Consider the following 21,018-nt stretch of genomic DNA (forward strand, 5'->3'; position numbering starts at 1 on the left):
AACGCCTGAAATCGGTCGTGACTAGAACATATCGTTCAGCGTGACCCCGACGCCGAAACGTGTCTGGCGATGGTTGTAATCAATGAGCGATTCGCCATAGCCGCTAAACACTTTGGTATAAAAACGCACATGTTTCGTCAATGGATAGCTCCAGCCCAGTTCGCCGCCGCCATAGCCGCTGTTCCAGTTATAGCGCCCTTCCGCGCTGAACACGCTGTCGCCCCAGATATAGCCGACGCGCAGGCGATAGTGCCCCATATACTTGGTAATGTCCGGGTTATCATCCTGGCTGTCCGATAATCGAATCCACGGTTTCAAATCCACCTGCCAGTTGCCGTTTTGCGCCATCAGCCGGGCATAGACGCGATCCCAGCTACGCGAAGTCGGCTCGGAGCGTCCGTTCGACTGATGATTAAACCCCATTTCAACATCCCGCAGCGTCCAGCCGGCAAAAGTATAATCTGTCGCCCAGCCCAAAAAAATCTGCGGTTCATAATTGGTTTCACGAAACGGGGAAGACTCGCTTTTATTGGATAACTGCCACCAAGAACGTTGCGTATAGGACGCGCCCAGCAAAGAGCTGTCACCGAAGATTCCGCGCCAGAGCGGAAAACCCAGGCTAAGCTGGAAATTTATTTCATCTTTGTGCGCTTCATCAGCCCAGTTATAACTCTGTATCGCCGCTTTGTTGATATTGCTGGTATAGGTGTACAGCAGATAGTTGCTTTCATAAGGATAAAGAATAAACGGGCTATCATGATCCTGTAGAAAGCTGGCTATAATGCTGCCGCGTACCGCGGGTTTATCATGCACCGGCTTTATTTTTGCTTCTTCCGCCTGAGCATATGTCGCCAACAGCACGGCCAACCCCCCTACAATTTTACGCATCCACCTTTTCTCCCAAGCGTTCATGATCCCTGTCTCAGCCAGGCAATCAATACCAATACAAAACCGACATTCTACACAGTTCGCCGATATTTGAATCTATGTTCGATGCTTTCTCAGTCTTTATAAATGATTGATTAACTTTTATGCCCGATAGATTTCGAATTATTCCCACTGCGGTCACAACCTGCATCGCGGATTCACAGCCCAGGTGAAAATGCCTGATACTTTGCGTAAACTGGCGCGTATCTCGCCTTCGTTATCGAGTCACCAATGAATTCGCAACAAACCCGCAAGGGGATCTTTTTCGCCCTGGGCGCCTACTTTATTTGGGGAATTGCACCGGTCTACTTTAAGTTGCTGGCGCATGTTCCGCCCGATGAAATACTGACACATCGTATCATCTGGTCGTTTTTCTTTATGCTGATCCTGCTGACCCTCAGCCGGAAATGGCGTCAGGTCCGTTACGCCTGTCGTAATGTCAAACACCTGCTATTGCTGGCGCTGACCGCCGTACTCATTGGCGGCAACTGGTTACTCTATATCTGGGCGGTCAATAACCATCATATGCTGGAAGCCAGCCTCGGCTACTTTATCAATCCGCTGGTTAATGTCATGCTGGGAATGCTGTTTCTGGGCGAGCGCTTCCGGCGCCTGCAATGGATGGCGGTATTACTGGCGGTTACCGGCGTGCTCGTCCAACTATGGACCTTCGGTTCGCTGCCGATCATCGCCCTGGGGCTAGCCTTCAGCTTTGCGCTATACGGCCTGCTGCGCAAAAAGATCGGGATTGACGGACAAACCGGGATGCTGATTGAAACGCTGTGGCTGTTGCCGATGGCAGTAATCTACCTGTTTTTTATCGCCGACAGCCCAAGCAGCCATATGACGGCCAACCCCTGGTCACTGAACCTGCTGTTGATCGCCGCCGGTATGATCACTACTGTGCCGTTGCTGTTTTTCACCGCAGCGGCCATGCGGTTACGCCTTTCCACGCTGGGCTTTTTCCAGTATCTCGGTCCAACCCTGATGTTCATGCTGGCCGTGATTTTTTATGGTGAAACGATGGGTAGCGATAAACTGATTGCGTTCGCCTTTATCTGGAGCGCGCTGGCCCTGTTCATTCTGGACGCGCTTTATAACCAGCGTAAGCTGCGTCGGGTTCAGGTTACGCCGCGTCGGATACAACCCGGCGCGAAATAAAGCGTGATAACAGCGGGCTAAAGAGCAGGGTCGAAAATAGCCGCAGCGTTTGCATCGCAATGACAAACCCCATATCGACCCCGCTGCCTGCGGCAATAATGGCGATAGAATCCAGCCCGCCGGGGCTGGTTGCCAGATAAGCAGTCAACAGATCCATAGGCAATACCCGAGTTATCATTAACGCCATGCCGCCGCACAGCAGCATCAGTCCGACGATTGAAATCATTATGTGCGGCAAGGAACGCAAGGCGAGAATAAATACCGGGCGGGTAAAACTCAAACCGACGCTCCAGCCAATAAGAGCATACGCCAGCGCCAGCAGCCATTCCGGCGTCTCCAGACTCATCGTTCCGCTGGCGTGCAGGAACGAGCCAATAATCATCGGTCCCAACAGCGCGCCGGAAGGAATACGGAGACGTCTCCCCAGCCATGCGCCGCCAAACGCGACGCACAAGGTGGCAAGAAAGCGCCAGTCCAGTGGCGGAAACCAGACCAGTCCGGCATTATTTTCCGCGGCGGCGTCCCCCAGGCTGAGACGCGCGACAAACGCTGCGGCGGCAGTCACCATCAGCACCCGTAAATACTGCATAAACGCCACCAACCGAACATCGGCGCCAAATTCCGCCGCCATTGCCACCATCGCGGAAGCCCCGCCGGGTGAGGCGCCCCAAGTGCCCGTCGTGCCGGGCAGTCCGCTGAACTTCGTTAACATCCAGCCAGAAAGTCCGCTGGCGGCGAGCGTCGCCACTAAAATGAACAGCACCAACGCCCATTGGCTGAGTAAAGGGGTGAGGATGGAAAGCGAGAGACTTTGTGCGACCAGACAACCGAGTATCGCATAGCTGCCGAGAAAAAATACGGGAGGGATACGAATGGTTGCACCGTTCAACCCCATCACCACGCCAACCAGCATAGGCCCCAGTAACAGCGCTGCCGGAACATGGTACACCCGTAGCCCGAATCCCACTATCAATGAAACTGACAGTAGAATCCCCCATTGCATCAAGGGGAAAACCTTTTTCATGCGAACTCCCTGTCTCAGAAAGAGGAATTGTCAGCCATTCTAAACAGATTGGCCAGATAATGGATAGGGTAATTTGTAGCAGGACAACAGGCAGTTATAACCAATCAGTATTCAGCCTGCGGCAAACAGACCACAATGCCTGATGCCAACCTGTGCGCCTGCGTGGGAAAGATGAAGTGTTGAGGGAATGTGCGCTCCACCACAGCGGGAGCGCACAAGGACTCAGAGCCAGTTTTTACGTTTGAAATAAAGATAGGGAGCCAGACCTGCCAGGATCATCAACACAATCGCGCCCGGATACCCGAATGACCATTTGAGTTCAGGCATGAACTCAAAGTTCATCCCATAGCTGGACGCCACCAGCGTTGGCGGCAGAAAGACCACGGAAACCACCGAGAAGATCTTGATGATACGGCTTTGCTCAATATTGATAAAACCCATCGCCGCCTGCATCAAAAAGTTGACTTTTTGAAACAGAGATTCGTTATGGGGCAGCAGGGACTCGATATCGCGCAGAATTTCGCGGGCCTGCTCCAGTTGACCTGATGGTAAACGGGTCTTGCGAACCAGAAAATTCAGCGCGCGCTGCGTGTCCATTAAACACAGGCGAACTTTCCAGCCCACATCTTCCAGCTCCGCCAACGTTGAAAGCGCGTCATCGTACTCTTCGCCCTGACGCCCTTCCATAATGACGCGGCTTAGCGATTCCAAATCGCTGTAGATATTCTCGATTTCGTCGGCCAGTTGTTCAATTTTGGTTTCAAATAAATCCAGCAGCAGTTCGTAGGCGTTGCCATCGACCAGCGTTTGATTGCGAGCGCGCATCCGGTACAGGCGAAACGCGGGCAGTTCGCGTTCGCGCAGCGTATACAGGCGGCCATCACGAATGGTAAACGCCACGGTCGCGTTACCGGCGTGATCTTCCGCATCTTCAAAAAAGAAGAAGGAGTGAATGTGCAGCCCGTCTTCGTCTTCAAAGAAACGCGCCGACGCCTCGATATCCTCCAGCTCCGGCCGGGTAGCCAGACTTTGTCCCAGTTCCTTTTGTACTTTCTCTCGCTCGTCATCTTCAGGCTCGATCAAATCGACCCAGACAGAGGAGGTGAGATCATCGGAGTCATCCAATTCCAGACGAGATAAACGGCAGTGATCCAGTTTAAACGCGCTCAGCATAGGCCATAGCTCCCTTTCGGTAACAGAGATGGACAACGCGATTGAAGCACAGAAACAGAGGTGAAAACATCACCGGCAGGTTTCAGTCCGTTCGACGGATCTGACTCGTAGCGACATAAATAGCATCGCTGACAACCACGAAGGCTATCAGCGACAGGAAGATAGCCTTAGAAGTTGTACCTAACGATAAGGTTATTGAGCCAGCATCGACTGGGTGTGTCCAAGGCGTGGGTCCTCCGGGAATAATGATGCGCGCATGTTACGCCGAGATGAAAAAGGCTGTCAACTTTAAAACCCGCTGTTGCCGATTGAATAAATTTTCTGGTTTTGCCCCCAGAGATTGGTGATGTGGCAATGGTTAAATGAATGATGAGGCCATCATTGCCAGACCAATCTGTTCAAGGATGAAGTGGGCTGATAACGTATTAAACCTTTCAATTTATCAATACACAATACGCGTTGATGTATTGCACACAGCACACACATTAAATAACCACCAACATATAACGCATAATATTATTATCACGATCATGAAATAAATCTATTTCATGATGCCTTAAAGAGCAATTACAATACCTATAAAAACAATAAGATACATTCATTATATGGGTATCAAATTTGCTTTTTCGCAGCTAATCTTTAATATTGAAAAATAAATTGATTAACCTATTTTATTTAAAACAAAAAGACGTTATAACGTCATCATTAAGGAATATTTGATACAAGGAGTTATATCGATGGCTAATTCTATTTTTATGAAAATAAAGGGACAAACGCAGGGACTTATATCTGAGTAAAGATGGATGTATCCTGTTTCATAAGGAAAAAATAAAAGAAATAGCTCGGCAATACAAAATACCAGCCATTCTCTTGGCGTTAGTCGCCAGAACTGAAGCTGGAGGAATGCCGGATTACTTTAAATATAGCGTCTTAGTTGCAAGACAATTTGATTATCTCGGTAATGACGGGATAGATAACAACTTGACAGTAACCTCACGTCCCGAAAAAACATCAATGGGTGTTATTGCCATGCAAATAAGAGTCGTCGCAGAGAGTTTTGGAAAAAATCCAAATAATTTAAGTCACGTAGAGATAATATACATCTCAAGTTGCTTACAAAAAGATCATTTAAATTTAGCCAAAGTTACACAACACCTCTATGATTTAATCAAATATGATTATCCCAATCTCGATACTCTCTATCTAACCGACGAGCAGTTGATTGTGTAGGTTCTCGCTACAACAGAGGTATTCAACGCAATTTCCATGATTTCATTGGATCAATTAACGCAAAAGAAGTCGCACCAGAGAGAGAATAGACATCATATGGCAGATCGATGCTGAAACATAAAGAAAGAGCAACTAAGTTGCTTTATGGTCACGCCGTCAAACAAGGCTCATGATAAATAAGCTAAAAAAGTATTTACGCTAGATGTTGAAAAAAAATATTTTTTCCCTCTTTTTTATTCTATGGTTACGTAATTATTTGTGTTTTTTTATCTATCTGTTCTTCACAATAGAATATGCGTGGATGATCGATGATATGGGGATCAAAAGCTTTTGCGATGTTCCGAAAGGAGATGGCGATGGGTTTTTCTTCTTCATTATTTTTCCTTTATTTATTCCATTTTTTTTCGTAGAAAAGAATAAAATCAGAATAATAACATTATTTATTATAGCATTATATTATATATGGCGATTTCTAATAAGATTCCAAGTCTGTTAAATAACCTTCAACTCGACGAATAAAGAGATGTTGATATCTAAGTCGGCAATTTAATAAAAAAAAGGGTTCGAGAGTTCTACGAAATTATGGAAAAAAAATGAAATACGCCAGCGTGCGGGAAAACTGATTAAGGCCGCCCGCCGTTTTAAATCTCACGTAACAATAGCGTAGCTGTTATTTCCCATACTCTTTCCCTCGCTTTTTTACCGTCGTCTCTGCTTTGGAAAAACACCATTTTTAACATATCACACCGTTTCAAGTCGGGCGTAAGCCGCCACCAGCCATTTAATTCCCTGTCCCTGAAACGCCACCTGAATCCGGCAATGATCACCGCTACCCTCAAGATTAACGATGGTGCCTTCACCAAATTTAGTGTGCCGAACCCGCTGGCCCAGCGAATAACCACTGTCATTCTGGCTGACCGGCGTTCCCAGGCGCCGGTGATTAACCGGGCGAGAGACGCTGGCCCGCAAGCGGACTTCTTCGACGCATTCGGGCGGCAACTCTCCCACAAAACGCGAAGGACGATGATAAGCTTCTTTGCCGTATAAACGCCGGGATTCCGCATAGGTCAACGTCAGCTTTTGCATGGCGCGGGTCACGCCCACATAGGCCAGCCGGCGTTCCTCTTCCAGCCGGCCGCCTTCATCCAGCGACATCTGGCTGGGGAACATGCCCTCTTCCATCCCGACGATGAAAACCTGCGGAAACTCCAGCCCTTTCGCCGAATGCAGCGTCATGAGTTGCACCGCGTCCTGATTGGCGTCCGCCTGGCCTTCTCCTGCCTCCAGCGCCGCGTGCGACAAGAAAGCCTGTAACGGCATCAGATCCTGGTCTTCATCCTGATAGCTGAATTGTCGCGTGGCGGTGACCAGTTCTTCAAGGTTTTCTATCCGCGCCTGACCTTTCTCCCCTTTCTCCTGCTCGTACATGCTCCACAGGCCGGAATCTTTAATCACCCGATCCGTCTGCACATGCAATGGCAGTTCGGCGGTTTCATAAGCCAGCGCATCAACCAGCTCCATAAAGCGCTGTAGCGAGGCGCTTGCGCGTCCCGCCAGCACTTTGTCCTGCAATAACACTCGGGTTGACTGCCACAACGTCAACTGTCTGTCGCGGGCGGTTTGGCGCACCACATCCAGCGTTCTGTCGCCAATGCCGCGCGTCGGGGTATTCACCACCCGCTCAAACGCCGCATCATCATTACGGTTGGCAATCAGACGAAGATACGCCAACGCATCTTTTATTTCCTGACGCTCAAAGAACCGCATGCCGCCGTAAATACGGTAAGACATGCTTTGTTGTAACAGCGCTTCTTCCAGCACACGCGACTGGGCGTTGCTACGGTATAGGATAGCGTTATCGTTCAACGCGCCGCCGTTTTCCTGCCAGACTTTAATCCGGTTGACGACAAACCGCGCTTCGTCCAGTTCATTAAATGCACAGTAGAGTGAAATCGGCTCGCCATCCACGCCGTCCGTCCACAGATTTTTCCCCAGGCGTCCGCCGTTGTGCGCAATCAGCGCGTTGGCCGCCTTCAGGATGTTGCTGGTTGAACGGTAATTCTGCTCCAGCCGGATCGTCTCAGCGCCGGTAAAGTCTTTCAGGAACAATTGGATATTTTCAACCTGAGCCCCACGCCAGCCATAGATTGACTGGTCGTCATCGCCAACGATCATCACCTTGGCGCTATCGCCTGCCAGTATGCGAATCCATGCATACTGGATACGGTTGGTATCCTGAAACTCATCCACCAAAATATTGGTAAAGCGCTCACGGTAATGGTTCAGCACGTGCGGTTTGTTCAGCCACAGTTCGTGCGCGCGCAGCAGCAATTCGGCAAAATCCACCAGCCCGGCGCGATCGCAGGCTTCCTGATAGGCTTGATAAACTCGCTGCCAGGTTTGTTCGATTGGGTTGCCGTAACTTTCGATATGTTGGGGACGCAACCCTTCGTCTTTTTTTCCGTTGATGTACCACATGGCCTGACGCGGCGGCCACTGCTTCTCATCCAGATTCAGCGCTCGTATTAGACGTTTGAGCAACCGCAGTTGATCATCGCTGTCCAGAATCTGAAAATCCTGCGGCAACCCGGCATCCATATGGTGCGCGCGCAGCAAACGGTGGGCTAAGCCATGAAAAGTGCCAATCCACATCCCGCCCTGACTGGTGCCGATCAAGTGCTCGATGCGGTGCCGCATTTCCGCTGCCGCCTTATTGGTAAAGGTCACCGCCATAACGGAATAAGGGGAGCAATTTTCGACGGACAGCAGCCAGGCAATACGGTGCACCAATACCCGGGTTTTGCCACTGCCTGCCCCGGCCAGCACCAATAAATTGCCACGCGGCGCGGCTACCGCAGCGCGTTGATTGTCGTTGAGGCCATCGAGCAGTTCAGAAACGTCCATAGATACCGGTTATCCATTGACGGGAAACCGTGTCATCGCAAAGAAGACACTTTCCCACTGGTTATTTGTACAGTTTGATGAATGATTATACCAATGCTGTCAGCGATGCCAACCGCGAAATCTCAATATGAGGCAACAGCCGGGCGTCATTAATATGCATGAGCCTGCCTTCGCGCAGATTGATCCAGCACGCCTGCATACCGCAGCGAACCGCGCCTGCGACATCGGTAGTGAGATCGTCGCCCACATGCAGCATCTGATTCAGGGGCAGATCGAGTTTTTCCGCTGCCAGATGATACATATCATAAAACGGCTTTGCGCGCCCGTGAGGACCGGCGCGGAGAATAAAGGTAAAGTAATGATCTAACCCAAACAGATGCGGCTCGGCGTTACCATTGGTGATCGCCGCCAGCGGTAAACGTTCGGCTAAGGCGGCCAGCGTGCGGTGCGTCTCTTGCGTCACATCGATTTGGCTGCGCCAGCGGGCGAAATCTTCCATCGCCGCCTTTGCACCGGCAACCGCTTCATCCGCCTGCAAACCGGCATTCAGCATAACCTGTAAGACCGTACGACGCCGCCATTCCGTAACGTCATGATAAATATCCGGTTCCCGAGAACGCAGTTCATTGCGCAGATGCTTGAAGTCCACTAACTGAAAATCGCGTAACGCGGGATGGTAGTGCTGCAAAAAGCTCACCGACTCCCGCTCAGTCCGCCGTATCACCTCATAATTGTCGTACAGGGTGTCATCCAAATCGAAGGTGATCGCGCGAACTTGACCCAGAGGCCGATAAAAATGCATCAGGTTTTTCCTCGTTTGGCGCGTGGATGCGCGGCATCATACACCGACGCTAAATGTTGAAAGTCCAGATGAGTATAAATCTGTGTCGTCGAAAGGTTGGCGTGCCCCAGCAACTCCTGCACCGCGCGTAAATCGCCGCTGGATTCCAGCAGATGAGTGGCAAATGAGTGACGCAGCTTGTGGGGGTGAACGTGACTGTTGACCCCTTGTTTCACACCCCACTCGGCAAAACGCTTCTGCACATTGCGCATGGAGATACGCCGCCCCTGATTGGAAACAAAAATGGCGTCATTCTGCGGCCCGAACAGTTCGCGCAACGCCAGCCAGTGCTCAAGCCAGGCCACCGCCGTTTTCCCCATCGGCAGTTTGCGCTCTTTGCTGCCTTTTCCCACGACCCGGACTTCACCCGCAGCAAGATTGACATGCTGGCAATCCATTCCCACCAGTTCTGCCAGACGCAGGCCCGCACCGTACATCACTTCCAGCATCGTCCGATCGCGTACGGCCAGCGGATCGTTCGGATCGATATCCAGCAGACGGTTCATCTCGTCAACATCCATGTTTTTGGGTAAATGACGCCCGGCTCGCGGGGTGGAAACCCCTTTGGCCGGATTCGCGCCCAGTTCGCCACGCGACACCATCCAATCAAGAAAACTGCGCAACGCCGACAAACGCAGCGCCAGACTTGCCGCGTGCAGTCCGTCCCGCTTGCTGCGGGAAACCACAGCGCGGACGCCGCTCGCATCCAGTTTTTTCCAATCCGTTACTCCACCCGCCGCCACAATCGCGATCGCGGCAGCCAACTGGCGGGCGTAGCTGGTTTGCGTCAAGGGACTCAGTTGACGTTCCACTTTCAGATAGCGCAGAAAATCATCCACGCTGCGTTGCAGACAGGCACAGGTAGAAGACGAGGCGACCTGGCTCATATCCGCTCAACCCAGCGCTCCAGCATGGCTGGCAACATGGTCGCCAACTGCTGTAACAGGACCGTTCCCATTCCATCCTGATAGTGATGCGTGTCGCGGCTGCTGAAGATCAACAACCCCAAATCGTGATTTTCACCCATTAGCGATAACGCCACCGATCCTACCTGCTTGGCCTGAGGCAACACCAGCAGCAATTCAGGACCGTTCAAACTTCCCAGAAAATGGTTGGACTGACCAAGACGCTGAATACGCAGAGGTTCAAATAGGGCTCGATTCAGCGATAAATGGGTAAAACCGGAAGGCGCGCCGATTCGCCATTTATCACTGAACAGACGAACGGATGCGCCCGCCAGCCCCAGCTTACGCGCCCAGCGCTGGAGTCTGTCGAGCATATCCAGTAGGCTGTCGGCCGACGCCAGTTTGGTTTGCAGGCCGAGAAGCCGTTTGAACAGCACCTCGTTCGCGCCCGCCTGCTCCATCAGCAGCGTGATTTCTTCCTCAAGCTGAGTGATATGGTTGCGCTGACGGGCAAGCTGCCACTCGACCAGCGATACGCTGCCCCTAACGGGGTGAGGGATCCGCATCTGCTCGATAGGCCGGGCATTGCGGATAAAAAAATCAGGATTCTGTTGCAGGAACTGCAAAACCATTTCGTCACTGAGTTCGATCTGGCGCTCTGCCTGCTCCTCGACATTCTTCATAAATGAATAAATCCATCGTAAACATGCGTTGCAGGACCGGTCATAAACAACGGATGCCCCGGACCATCCCAATGAATATCCAGACCGCCGCCCGGCAGCGATACGCGCACCTGTGAAGACAACAACCCCTGCTGTACCCCAACGGCAACAGCGGCACAGGCGCCGCTGCCGCATGCTTGCGTTTCGCCGGCGCCACGCTCGTAAACTCGCAGGCGAACCGTATGACGATCGACCACCTGCATAAAACCGATATTGGCACGTTCTGGAAAACGCTCATGGCTCTCCAGCAACGGCCCGACCTCTTCCACCTTGGCGACACTCACATCATCGACCTGAATCACGCAGTGCGGGTTTCCCATGGATACCACGCCACAAAGTATGGTGTGTTCCCCGGCGCGCATGATGTAGGTTTTCTCTGCTTTTACCGCCCGAAACGGCACTTGTTGCGGTTCAAAATTGGGCTCTCCCATATTGACCCGAACCAGCTCGTCATCGGTGACGGAGAGGATCATGCGCCCGGTCTGGGTACTGACCGCAATATCGCGCTTGTTGGTCAGCCCTTTCAGGCGAACGAAGCGGGCGAAACAGCGCGCGCCATTGCCGCATTGCGCGACTTCACTGCCGTCAGCGTTGAAAATACGATAATGGAAATCCAGTTCGGGATCGTAAGGAGGTTCCACCACCAGAAGTTGATCAAAACCGACGCCGCAATATCGATCCGACAAACGGCGGATCAACTCGGGGGAAAAATAAACATTCTGCGTTACAGCATCAACAACCATGAAATCGTTGCCTAAGCCGTGCATCTTAGCGAACTGCATTATCCTGACTCCGCTAGCTTAACCAGGCGCGGTAAACCTTATCGTGACCAGTTATAAAATAATAATAGACACATCGTCACGCATTAACGTCACATGGACGCTTTTTGATGTGATGCCTGATTCGCATTCTGCTCACCGGTTGTCGATGGGGCTTTCTGATCGGGTGGCATATACAGCGGCCCTTTGAGGCCGCACCCAAACAGGCTCAGCAACGATAACGCCAGAAAAAACTGACGAACGACTTTTTTCATAACATTAAGACCTGTAATTCATACTCGTATGCTCTCTATAATCGCAGGTGGATCATGAAAATCAATAGGAATCGAAAATGAACGATAGCGAGTCCTATCAAATAGCCGGCAAATGGATGCGTCAGTTGGAAGAAACACTGGATTAGTTTGAAGGTAACGCCGACATCGATTATGAAACCAACGGTGGCGTACTGACGTCTAAGTTTGGAATATGGCAGCAGAATCGTGATTATTCGTTAGAAGCCAATGCATCATATCCGACCAGAGGCGATCGCCCCAATTATCAGGAGGATCGCTGGGTATGCGCTCGCAACGTCAATGACTTTTGGCGTTGCTATGCGAAACCTGTTCCGCGCAAGCGAACGCATCCCGATACCGGTCATATTCGCCAAAGGCCAGTAATAACAGGTTATTGAACCGCAACGAATCCATGACGAAGTCCTTTTCCAAATAAGGCGAAAGTAATAACCGGGTCTGGTGAAAATTCGCAGGGTTGGGCGTTAAAGTATCTGTAACCGCTGATTCATGACCATCGACGTTTTCTCCGCCGCAGGCGTGATGCACAAATGAGAAAGCGCGCTGCTGCGGAAAGGGATCACCTGAGTTCGGCCATCCAACTGCACAATCTGGTAAAACTGCGGCAGGTTGAAATTGATAAAGCTGGAACCATACGTGAAGCGATCGTGGGAAGACGAATAGAATCGACTGACATCACGTACCAACTCTTCTTTGCAGCCTTCACAGTGGTGATAAACTTCTACCCGGTTGGATTCGTCCAGAATATAGATATTAAAACCCTGATTTTCTTCCAGATCCTCAAAGAAGAATTGAATGATGCCTTCACTCGCCACGCCATCCACCACCGGCGGCAAATGCACATGATTCGTTTCCACCTGAACAGGCAAACCTTGCAGTTTGTTGTTGGAAATCGCGCCGTAAAACTCGACGGCATTTTCCAGCTTCTGTACGGAGACGCTCAAACGTTCAAAAAACAATCCCCAGGTCTGTCCCGCCACTTTCACCGCTTTGAAACGTCCCGGCTCCTGATGCGTACTGGTTAAGCGTAGCTCAATACATTCCGAGACCAGTTGCTGCACACGAGTACGAATCAACCCGCGTAAATGCTGGCTATAGCAGAATACTTCCAGCGATTCCGGCAACGCGGCATCCTGATGCATCTTGCCCAAAATGGTCCTCAGCGCTTCCAATACCGCTTGTTCCCCACTGAAATGCAGCGTACGCACTTCATTCCAGGAGTTGCGATAAAGCAAGTCGACACTCCCCACCAGACATTGCTGCTGTTGGCCGAAACTGAAAACATCCAACTGGCGAAAATCAAAATGCACCACCTGATTACGGAAGGCCGCGGTAGGATCATGTTCCAAATTCACGATGATCGCCAGATGACGAATCTCACACGGGCTGTACAACGCTTTCGGCGTCGGCGCAGGCAAGCGTAGTGGGAAATGGCTTGACACATCGGCGACCAAGGCCTGCAAACGAGTGACGTCGCACAACGCATTACCCTTGATATACAAACGCGTGCTGGGCGTCAGCAAGCCGTTGAAGTAGGCCCAAGCCACCAACTTGTTTAAATAGCGGTTATATTCCAGCGGCTGATGACTGACGATGGCGTCCATTGACGGCGCCTGATTGTACAGATACCAGCCGGAACGGTTGGCTCGCCCGGCGGGAACATAAATAAAGGTTAGATTCGGCTCTGATAAATCGGGGGAAATCTGCGGATTCAGCAATGTGACTTTGCCTGGCAGGGCTTCAAATGCGGCATAGAGCTTACGGGTTAATACGCCGATATCTTGCGGGCTGGCGCTCACGCTCAGATTGTTGCGGCGGGCGAAACGGATCAAGTTGCGATAGGTCTGCATCATTGCGTCGAGCAGTTCATTGTGCGCTTCGCGAACCCGTTCAATTTTCCAGTTGGCGCGGTTATCCAGCATGGCCAGATGTTCATCGGTCCAGCCCCATTCCTGTACCAATTGGCTCAGGATCTGACGCCGCCAGCCCACACAGGCATGCTCGCTTGATAATTTTTCACAGACTTTCAAATAAAAACATCGGCGAGCCAAATCCAGACGGGTAGGGTCATTTATTGCCGTCAGATAATGGGTCACTCGTTCCAGCATCATGCAGTAAGGATCGAGGCCGAAAGAGACAATCTCGCCGTGATGCAAACGCTGTTTTATATCCATGGAAAGCAGGCGGGTATCAGGATATTCCCAGGAGTAGGCTTCCAGCAGCAGCGTTTTCAATACGGCCTTGTAAGGGGAATCGATACTTTTATAGAGTTGCCACAAACTGGCGCCGAAATACTCTTCGGCGGAAAGCGTACTCAGCCCGCCCAAATCCAGCCACTCGTTAGGGGCCAGTACGCCCTGTGCATACAGAGACAAAACGTATTCGTCGTAGTTTGATTCTTCTTCCACCGGCACCATGTTCCACAAAACGCGCTTGCCCGCCATGCGGACGGCGGTACGGTAGAACTCATCCAGCAACAGAATATGTTGTGTGGAACCGCAATCCTCACCGCCGAGACTGCCGCTTTCGTTATGGCGGAAGCGATTTTCGTCCATCAGGAAGAAGCTGACATCCACGCCCTGCGCGGCGGCCCATTGCTCCAGCAGCGTACATTTCTGCTGTAACCGCAAACGCTCTTCATTATCGAGCCAGGACTGATGACAAACCCAGATATCCAGATCGGAACTGAAACTCTGTCCAATCGAGGCTGTGCTGCCCATAGAGTAAACGCCAGTAATCGGCAATTCGCCTTGCTGGTGCGAATTTTCCAACTGACCCCATCTTAATTCGATGTTATCCAGGTAGTGTTGCTGTTTTTCATCAGGCGTGTAAAAACAGATGCCGTGCGGAACCTTGCCTTCAAGGTAGCCCGGCATCAGCGGGTGATGATGATGTAATAAAATCGGCAGAAGACTGTAAACCCGCTGAAAAGCGGGCTTCATCGCTCCCAGAGCACGGTCAACACGCAGTTGGTTGATCGCATCCAGTCTTTGCTTCAAAGTCTCGATGTAAAAGTACAAGACATTATCGCCTGATTATCCCAGTGCCTATAAAAAACCCCGTATTCCAAATTCGCCAATGATGAAATTAGAAGAATGTTTGGCAAAATATTGCTGGAAACGTGATCAATTTAACACCTTGCTGATTAAGCGTAAAGAAAGTAAAGAAAGTTAGACTTATCTGTCTTGCTTTTATTATGTTTTTTCATTACTGAATCAGCCCAACGTCTCATCCCCTCCTCCCTGCGTCCCACTATCATTGTGCTAAAGGCGCACCATCAATGATACGATAGCGGAAAATCATAAAAACGGTATCAAAGCATGTTAGATAATATTATTAGAATTGCCACCCGACAAAGCCCGCTTGCGCTGTGGCAGGCACAATATGTTCAACAGCGTTTGATGCACTTCCACCCTGGGCTTCAGGTCGAGCTGGTTCCCATGGTGACCCGTGGTGATATCATTCTTGATACGCCGTTGGCGAAGGTCGGCGGCAAGGGTTTGTTTGTTAAAGAGTTAGAGTTAGCCCTGTTGGAAGACCGTGCCGATATCGCCGTTCACTCCATGAAAGATGTGCCCGTTGAATTCCCTGACGGTCTTGGTCTGGTCACGATTTGTGAGCGCGACGATCCCCGGGACGCCTTCGTTTCCAATCACTATGCCAGTCTTGATCAACTGCCGCCGGGCAGTTGTGTCGGCACTTCCAGCCTACGCCGCCAGTGCCAGTTGCGCGCCAGACGGCCCGACCTGATTATTCGGGATTTACGCGGCAACGTGGGCACGCGCTTGTCAAAACTGGATCGCGGTGAATACGACGCCATCATTCTGGCGGTCGCAGGCTTAAAACGCCTGAAGCTGGGCGGTCGCATACGCAGTGCGCTCAGCCCGGAAGAATCGCTGCCCGCCGTCGGTCAGGGGGCGATTGGCATCGAATGCCGCCTGAATGACGACCGTACCCGGCAGTTGCTTACGCCGCTGAATCACGCCGCTACCGCCGCGCGCGTTGAGGCGGAACGGGCGATGAACGTACGTCTGGAAGGCGGGTGTCAGGTGCCTATCGGCAGTTATGCCGAACTAGAGGGCGATACCCTGTGGCTACGCGCGCTGGTTGGCGTTCCCGATGGCAGCCGGACGATCGTCGGTGAACGCACTGGCAACATCGCCGACGCACAGCAAATCGGCATTGCGCTGGCGGAAGAACTATTGGAGAAAGGCGCCCGCGAGATCCTACGTGCCGTCTATCAGGAAACGCCTCCATTATGACCATTCTGGTGACCCGTCCGTCGCCGGCTGGTGAGCAACTGGTGACTCGCTTGAGAAAACTGGGCTATAGCGCCTGGCATAGCCCGTTGATTGAATTCTCTCCGGGGGGTGAACTGGACCGGCTACCCGCTTTAGTGGCGGGCTTACGGCCCGGCGGCATGGTGTTCGCCCTTTCACGGCATGCGATAGACTATGCCGATCCGCTGCTGAGCCGTGCTGGTGGTGGCTGGCCGTCTACGCTTGACTATTATGCCATCGGCCGGACAACCGCGCTGGCATTGCACAAGGTCAGCGCACAACCTGTTTCCTACCCTCAGGATAGAGAAACCAGCGAAACTTTATTACAACTCCCCGAACTTCAGCATATTAATGGCAAACAGGCACTATTATTACGGGGTAATGGCGGCAGAGAGCTATTAGCGACCACCCTCACCGAACGCGGCGCCGAAGTGGTTTACTGTGAATGCTATCAGCGCCGCGCCGTGCATTATGACGGGCTGGAACAAAGCCACCACTGGCAACAGGCAGGTATTGACAGGTTAGTGATCACCAGCGGAGAAATGCTACAACGGATCTATACTTTAGTTCCTGATTACTATCGGGCTTCCTGGCTACTGGGATGCCAGGTGATCGTAGTCAGTGAACGTCTGGCAGCACAGGCCCGTCAGCTCGGCTGGCGTGATATTCGAGTAGCCGATAACGCCGACAACGATGCGCTCATGCGCGCACTACAATAAACCTGATCATGGGATGTACCATTATGACGGAACACAATACCCCCACAGCCCCATCCGAAGAGGTTGCAGAGCGGGTTGAACCCGCGCATCAACCGCAGGAACCCGAACCGCAACCGGCCAGGCGAACGGGGATATTGTTGGGAGCTATCGCGATCGTGATTGCACTGGCGCTGAGCGGTGGGCTTTACTATTACGGTCATCAGCAGGCGCAGCAAGAGACCGCGGCCATTCAACGGTTGGAATCCCAGCTACTCTCGTTGCAACAACAGCTACAGCAGCAAGGCCGGCAGTGGCAAGATACGCAACAGGAATACGCCAAAGCGCAGGACGCAGCCGAACAGCGTCTGAATGCCCTGACTCGTCAATCAGATGAACAGCGTGAAAAACTGGCCGCGCTTTCCAATCACGACACCAATACCTGGTTGCTGGCGCAGTCTGATTTTCTGGTCAAACTGGCCGCCAGAAAGTTATGGAGCGATAAAGATGTCACCACGGCAGGCGCGTTGCTGAAAAGCGCGGACGCCAGTCTGGCGGAAATGAACGATCCGAGCCTGATTGAAATCCGCCGCGCGTTGACCAGTGACATCAGTACGCTGGCAAGCATAAGCCAGATCGATTTCGATGGTATCATTCTTAAAGTGAACCAATTGACCGATCAGGTCGATAACTTGCGCCTTGCCAATAACGATACCGATAACGCGCCAATGGATGAAGACGGCACGGAACTGTCCGCCACGCTCAGCGAATGGCGGCAGAATCTCAGCAAAAGCTGGCATAACTTTCTGGCGGACTTCATTACCATTCGGCGCCGGGACAGCGCGGCAGAACCGCTGTTAGCCCCCAGTCAGGATGTTTATCTGCGCGAAAATATCCGTTCTCGTTTGCTGGTCGCTGCTCAGGCGATCCCGCGCCATCAGAATGAAGTGTATAAACAATCATTGGAAACCGCTTCCACGTGGGTAAGAGCGTATTTCGATACGGCCGATCCAACGACTCAGGCATTTCTGGAACAGCTTGATGCGCTGAGCCAACAATCGATCTCGATGGATGTGCCTGCTGAATTGCAAAGTCAGCCGCTGCTGGAAAAACTGATGCAAACCCGGGTTCGCAACTTACTGGCTCAGACGCCAGCGACGCAGCAGGAGGGCTGAACATGCTGAGAGTTTTGTTGCTGTTTCTGATCCTGATTGCGGGCGTGGTGCTCGGCCCGATGGTCGCTGGTCATCAAGGCTATGTACTGATTCAAACGCATAGCTACAACATTGAAACCAGCGTTACCGGGCTGGCGATCATGTTGGTATTGCTGTTCCTTGCCCTGCTGAGCGTTGAATGGGTGATCCGTCGTATTTTTCGTACCGGCGCACGCACACGTGGCTGGTTCCTCGGCCGTAAACGCAGCCGGGCCAGAAAACAGACCAAAGCCGCGTTGCTCAAACTGGTGGAAGGGGACTATTTGCAGGTCGAGAAATTACTGACGCGCAATGCCGATCATGCCGAACAACCGGTGGTCAACTACCTGCTCGCCGCAGAAGCCGCTCAGCAGCGTGGCGACGAATTTCGCACCAAACAGTATCTGGAACGGGCGGCGGAAATTGCGGACACCAACCAGCTACCGGTGGAGATCACCCGCGTACGCATTCAGTTGGCGCGTCATGAAGACCATGCCGCGCGTCACGGCGTTGACCGTCTGCTGGAAACCGCACCGCGTCACCCAGAAGTCTTACGTCTGGCTGAACAGGCATTTCTGCGCACCAGTGCCTATAACGCGCTATTGGATATTCTGCCTGCCATGCGCAAAATGCCGGCGTACGACGAAGAGCATGTGCTGGCACTGCAACAGCAAGCCTATATCGGCCTGATGAATCAGGCGATGGCGGATGGCGGCAGTGAGGGCCTGAAACAGTGGTGGAACAGCCAAAGTCGCAAAATCCGCCATGAGGTGCCGTTACAGGCGGTCATGGTCGAACATTTGATTGAATGTGACGATCACGATACCGCGCAAAAAATCGTCCTGGATGGTCTTAAACGCCAGTATGACGAACGGCTGGTTCTGCTGATGCCGCGCCTTAAAGCGGGCAACCCGGAGCAACTGGAAAAAATGCTGCGCCAGAAAATCAAACAGCAGGGCGCGACACCGCTTTTGAATAGTACGCTGGGGCAACTGCTGTTGAAGCACGGCGAATGGCAACAGGCCAACGATGCGTTCCGCGCGGCGTTGGAACAACGCCCCGATGCGTATGACTACGCCTGGCGCGCGGATGCGCTCGATCGCCTGCATTTACCAGAGGAGGCCGCCCAAATGCGGCGCGAAGGGCTATTGCTCACCTTACAGCAGCCGACAACCTAACCGCGTCAACGGAAGGGCCTCTCCCGCTTTGTTCACTGAAAAAAAAACGCTTACCGATAAACGGTAAGCGTCGAAAAAAATCAGGTCTTTAAGACAACAGTATGGTGCCTCACTCAACGTAATGTCCGGGAAAATAATCCGATGGAGACAATATAACCTTCATCTGGAGTTGGACGATAGGCACCTCAAATTGGCTCTGCGTCATTCCCAGGTTTATGAAGCCGAGGCGAACATAGAAGGTGGAATGAGCATCTACCTCTGTATTTAAGCACGAACTATGCCAACAAACAAAAATCAACTGGCGCGACGGCGTTATCTAATAATAACCACCTGATCATTATAAATTATTTTTAAAACTTGATTAATGATACCGGCAGACAGAGCGCTGGAGGCGAGGGCTGACTCACAAAAACGTCGCCATTATGAGACACATTAGTGTATTTATCTACAAATCATTATTAATCAATATATTAAACGTCTCCTTTCGGAGACATTAGACGAAGTCAGCCCATGCTGGCGTGCGTTCCGCCGGCATGGGCTGTCCGCTAACGGGACGCCAGTTGTTCCAGACTTTGTTTCGCCATCTGGTACAAATAGTGGGCCGTAGGGAACAGGGCGCGATCATCCACGCGGAACTTGGGATGATGCAACGCATATGGGCCGCCGGAACCGACCATCATAAAAGTGCCGGGCAACCTCTGCTGGTAGAACGCGAAATCTTCACCAATCGGGCTGGCTTCGATACGACGCGCTTCAAAGCCTTCTTCATCCGCCACCTGTAGCGCGAAATCAACCCATTCTGCCGTGTTGACCACGGACGGCGGTCCTGCATGCCAGATAAACTCAATTTCCGCGCCAAAGGTACTGGCAACACCTGCCACGATTTGACGAAAACGCTGTTCAATCAAATCGCGTACCTCCTGATTAAACGTTCTCACCGTGCCTTCAAGATAAGCCGTATCAGGAATCACGTTCCAGGTACTGCCGCTATGCACCTGGGTAATCGACACCACGGCATTGTTATCAGAAGGAACGGTACGACTGATGATACTCTGCACCGATGAAATCAACTGGCCCAGAATAATAATCGGATCGTTGCCCTCATGCGGCTTCGCCGCATGGCAGCCTTTTGCAGCAATCTTGATTTCAAAACGGTCGACGCCCGCCGTCAGTGCGCCCTCTTTTCCGCCAATCACGCCGACGGGCAGCGTCGGATCATTATGAATACCAAAAATCGCCGCCGCATTATCCAGCGCGCCAGTCGCAATCACTTCCGGTGCGCCCAGACCGGTTTCTTCAGCGGCCTGGAACAGAATACGTACGGTGCCTTTCAATTCCGTTTCAATCTTCTTCAGCAAAATCGCGGCGCCCAGCGCGGCGGAAGAGTGGAAATCATGCCCGCAGGCATGCATTACGCCTTTGCTGGTTGAAGTGAATTCCACGCCTGATTCTTCTTCGATCGGCAAGGCATCAATATCAGACCGGACGATCACCAGCGGCCCATCCTGTTGCCCGCCCACTTCAGCCACCAAACCCGTTTTCAGCGGCAGCTCTAGGATACGAATCCCTTCTTTCTCCAGCGCTTCTCTGATCTTGCGGGTGGTTTCAAATTCCTGGTTCGATAATTCAGGGTGCCGATGCAGATCGTGCCGGAATGCCTGAATAAATTGCGCCAGCGGTTCATGCTGAGATGCTATTTTCATTGATGTTTACTCC

At 51.9% G+C, this 21,018-nt stretch carries 18 protein-coding genes; 7 read left to right on the plus strand and 11 right to left on the minus strand.

The features are described 5' to 3' along the window. Window positions 1–21: 21 nt before the first annotated feature. The gene (pldA, locus tag EH207_RS15955) at window positions 22–888 is read right to left on the minus strand and encodes a phospholipase A (protein ID WP_137714874.1); all 867 of its coding nucleotides are present in this window, start codon (window positions 886–888) and stop codon (window positions 22–24) included. 270 nt (window positions 889–1,158) lie between these two features. Between pldA and rarD the strand changes: the two genes are divergently transcribed. After that, on the plus strand, window positions 1,159–2,088 hold the full coding sequence (rarD, locus tag EH207_RS15960) for an EamA family transporter RarD (protein WP_137714875.1): 930 nt from the start codon (window positions 1,159–1,161) through the stop codon (window positions 2,086–2,088). Here rarD and EH207_RS15965 read toward each other — a convergent pair. Both EH207_RS15965 and corA read right to left on the minus strand, forming a co-directional pair. Further along, window positions 2,054–3,112 (minus strand): AbrB family transcriptional regulator, encoded by a 1,059-nt coding sequence (locus EH207_RS15965; protein WP_137714876.1) that lies wholly within the window; start codon window positions 3,110–3,112, stop codon window positions 2,054–2,056. The two genes, rarD and EH207_RS15965, sit on opposite strands and share 35 nt — an antisense overlap. A gap of 222 nt (window positions 3,113–3,334) precedes the next feature. Continuing rightward, complete coding sequence (gene corA, locus EH207_RS15970) at window positions 3,335–4,285, minus strand: magnesium/cobalt transporter CorA (protein WP_137714877.1); 951 nt, start codon at window positions 4,283–4,285, stop codon at window positions 3,335–3,337. Window positions 4,286–5,155: 870 nt separating this feature from the next. On the opposite strand from corA, the gene EH207_RS15975 reads away from it, so the two are divergent. Beyond that, on the plus strand, window positions 5,156–5,515 hold the full coding sequence (locus EH207_RS15975) for a hypothetical protein (protein ID WP_137714878.1): 360 nt from the start codon (window positions 5,156–5,158) through the stop codon (window positions 5,513–5,515). Between the two features lie 313 nt (window positions 5,516–5,828). After that, entirely contained in the window at window positions 5,829–6,011 is a 183-nt protein-coding gene (locus tag EH207_RS18450; protein ID WP_246048981.1) for a DUF2645 family protein, read from the plus strand. A gap of 245 nt (window positions 6,012–6,256) precedes the next feature. Here EH207_RS18450 and uvrD read toward each other — a convergent pair whose 3' ends face one another. From uvrD to EH207_RS16020, 7 genes are all read right to left on the minus strand, one after another. Then, window positions 6,257–8,419, minus strand: coding sequence for a DNA helicase II (uvrD, locus tag EH207_RS15985; RefSeq protein WP_137714880.1), 2,163 nt, complete (start codon window positions 8,417–8,419; stop codon window positions 6,257–6,259). Window positions 8,420–8,504: 85 nt separating this feature from the next. Next, window positions 8,505–9,221, minus strand: coding sequence for a 5-amino-6-(5-phospho-D-ribitylamino)uracil phosphatase YigB (yigB, locus tag EH207_RS15990; protein WP_137714881.1), 717 nt, complete (start codon window positions 9,219–9,221; stop codon window positions 8,505–8,507). Then, window positions 9,221–10,147, minus strand: a complete 927-nt coding sequence (gene xerC, locus EH207_RS15995) for a tyrosine recombinase XerC (protein WP_137714882.1) — start codon at window positions 10,145–10,147, stop codon at window positions 9,221–9,223. Before xerC ends, yigB begins: the two co-directional genes overlap by 1 nt. Further along, window positions 10,144–10,848, minus strand: coding sequence for a DUF484 domain-containing protein (locus EH207_RS16000; RefSeq protein ID WP_137714883.1), 705 nt, complete (start codon window positions 10,846–10,848; stop codon window positions 10,144–10,146). Before EH207_RS16000 ends, xerC begins: the two co-directional genes overlap by 4 nt. Next, window positions 10,845–11,669 (minus strand): diaminopimelate epimerase, encoded by an 825-nt coding sequence (gene dapF, locus EH207_RS16005; protein ID WP_137714884.1) that lies wholly within the window; start codon window positions 11,667–11,669, stop codon window positions 10,845–10,847. Before dapF ends, EH207_RS16000 begins: the two co-directional genes overlap by 4 nt. 89 nt (window positions 11,670–11,758) lie before the next feature. After that, the gene (gene lptM, locus EH207_RS16010) at window positions 11,759–11,920 is read right to left on the minus strand and encodes an LPS translocon maturation chaperone LptM (protein WP_246048899.1); all 162 of its coding nucleotides are present in this window, start codon (window positions 11,918–11,920) and stop codon (window positions 11,759–11,761) included. A 500-nt stretch (window positions 11,921–12,420) separates the two neighbouring features. Continuing rightward, window positions 12,421–14,976, minus strand: a complete 2,556-nt coding sequence (locus tag EH207_RS16020) for a class I adenylate cyclase (protein ID WP_137714886.1) — start codon at window positions 14,974–14,976, stop codon at window positions 12,421–12,423. Between the two features lie 300 nt (window positions 14,977–15,276). Here EH207_RS16020 and hemC point away from each other — a divergent pair, with 300 nt between their 5' ends. The 4 genes from hemC to hemY are packed head-to-tail and all read left to right on the plus strand — an operon-like array spanning window position 15,277 to window position 19,302. Next, the gene (gene hemC, locus EH207_RS16025) at window positions 15,277–16,218 is read left to right on the plus strand and encodes a hydroxymethylbilane synthase (RefSeq protein ID WP_137714887.1); all 942 of its coding nucleotides are present in this window, start codon (window positions 15,277–15,279) and stop codon (window positions 16,216–16,218) included. After that, window positions 16,215–16,955 carry a uroporphyrinogen-III synthase gene (hemD, locus tag EH207_RS16030; RefSeq protein ID WP_137714888.1) on the plus strand — a complete coding sequence of 247 codons (741 nt, stop codon included), beginning with the start codon at window positions 16,215–16,217 and terminating at the stop codon, window positions 16,953–16,955. The genes hemC and hemD overlap by 4 nt, the downstream gene beginning before the upstream one ends. A 23-nt stretch (window positions 16,956–16,978) precedes the next feature. Beyond that, window positions 16,979–18,106, plus strand: a complete 1,128-nt coding sequence (gene hemX, locus EH207_RS16035) for a uroporphyrinogen-III C-methyltransferase (protein ID WP_137714889.1) — start codon at window positions 16,979–16,981, stop codon at window positions 18,104–18,106. 2 nt (window positions 18,107–18,108) lie between these two features. Then, a complete protein-coding gene (hemY, locus tag EH207_RS16040; RefSeq protein WP_137714890.1) occupies window positions 18,109–19,302 on the plus strand; it encodes a protoheme IX biogenesis protein HemY in 1,194 nt (397 codons plus the stop codon). A gap of 545 nt (window positions 19,303–19,847) precedes the next feature. On the opposite strand, the gene EH207_RS16045 is transcribed toward hemY, so the two are convergent. Beyond that, window positions 19,848–21,005, minus strand: a complete 1,158-nt coding sequence (locus tag EH207_RS16045; RefSeq protein WP_137714891.1) for a M20 peptidase aminoacylase family protein — start codon at window positions 21,003–21,005, stop codon at window positions 19,848–19,850. Window positions 21,006–21,018 lie beyond the last annotated feature (13 nt).

Origin of the sequence: Brenneria rubrifaciens (assembly GCF_005484945.1) — a bacterium.
Classification (GTDB): Bacteria; Pseudomonadota; Gammaproteobacteria; order Enterobacterales; family Enterobacteriaceae; genus Brenneria; species Brenneria rubrifaciens.

Coding starts and splice junctions, on each gene's coding strand:
- pldA (WP_137714874.1), bottom strand. CDS start 888: ATGCGTAAAATTGTAGGGGGGTTGGCCGTGCTGTTGGCGACATATGCT.
- rarD (WP_137714875.1), top strand. CDS start 1,159: ATGAATTCGCAACAAACCCGCAAGGGGATCTTTTTCGCCCTGGGCGCC.
- EH207_RS15965 (WP_137714876.1), bottom strand. CDS start 3,112: ATGAAAAAGGTTTTCCCCTTGATGCAATGGGGGATTCTACTGTCAGTT.
- corA (WP_137714877.1), bottom strand. CDS start 4,285: ATGCTGAGCGCGTTTAAACTGGATCACTGCCGTTTATCTCGTCTGGAA.
- EH207_RS18450 (WP_246048981.1), top strand. CDS start 5,829: ATGGGGATCAAAAGCTTTTGCGATGTTCCGAAAGGAGATGGCGATGGG.
- uvrD (WP_137714880.1), bottom strand. CDS start 8,419: ATGGACGTTTCTGAACTGCTCGATGGCCTCAACGACAATCAACGCGCT.
- yigB (WP_137714881.1), bottom strand. CDS start 9,221: ATGCATTTTTATCGGCCTCTGGGTCAAGTTCGCGCGATCACCTTCGAT.
- xerC (WP_137714882.1), bottom strand. CDS start 10,147: ATGAGCCAGGTCGCCTCGTCTTCTACCTGTGCCTGTCTGCAACGCAGC.
- EH207_RS16000 (WP_137714883.1), bottom strand. CDS start 10,848: ATGAAGAATGTCGAGGAGCAGGCAGAGCGCCAGATCGAACTCAGTGAC.
- dapF (WP_137714884.1), bottom strand. CDS start 11,669: ATGCAGTTCGCTAAGATGCACGGCTTAGGCAACGATTTCATGGTTGTT.
- lptM (WP_246048899.1), bottom strand. CDS start 11,920: ATGAAAAAAGTCGTTCGTCAGTTTTTTCTGGCGTTATCGTTGCTGAGC.
- hemC (WP_137714887.1), top strand. CDS start 15,277: ATGTTAGATAATATTATTAGAATTGCCACCCGACAAAGCCCGCTTGCG.
- hemD (WP_137714888.1), top strand. CDS start 16,215: ATGACCATTCTGGTGACCCGTCCGTCGCCGGCTGGTGAGCAACTGGTG.
- hemX (WP_137714889.1), top strand. CDS start 16,979: ATGACGGAACACAATACCCCCACAGCCCCATCCGAAGAGGTTGCAGAG.
- hemY (WP_137714890.1), top strand. CDS start 18,109: ATGCTGAGAGTTTTGTTGCTGTTTCTGATCCTGATTGCGGGCGTGGTG.
- EH207_RS16045 (WP_137714891.1), bottom strand. CDS start 21,005: ATGAAAATAGCATCTCAGCATGAACCGCTGGCGCAATTTATTCAGGCA.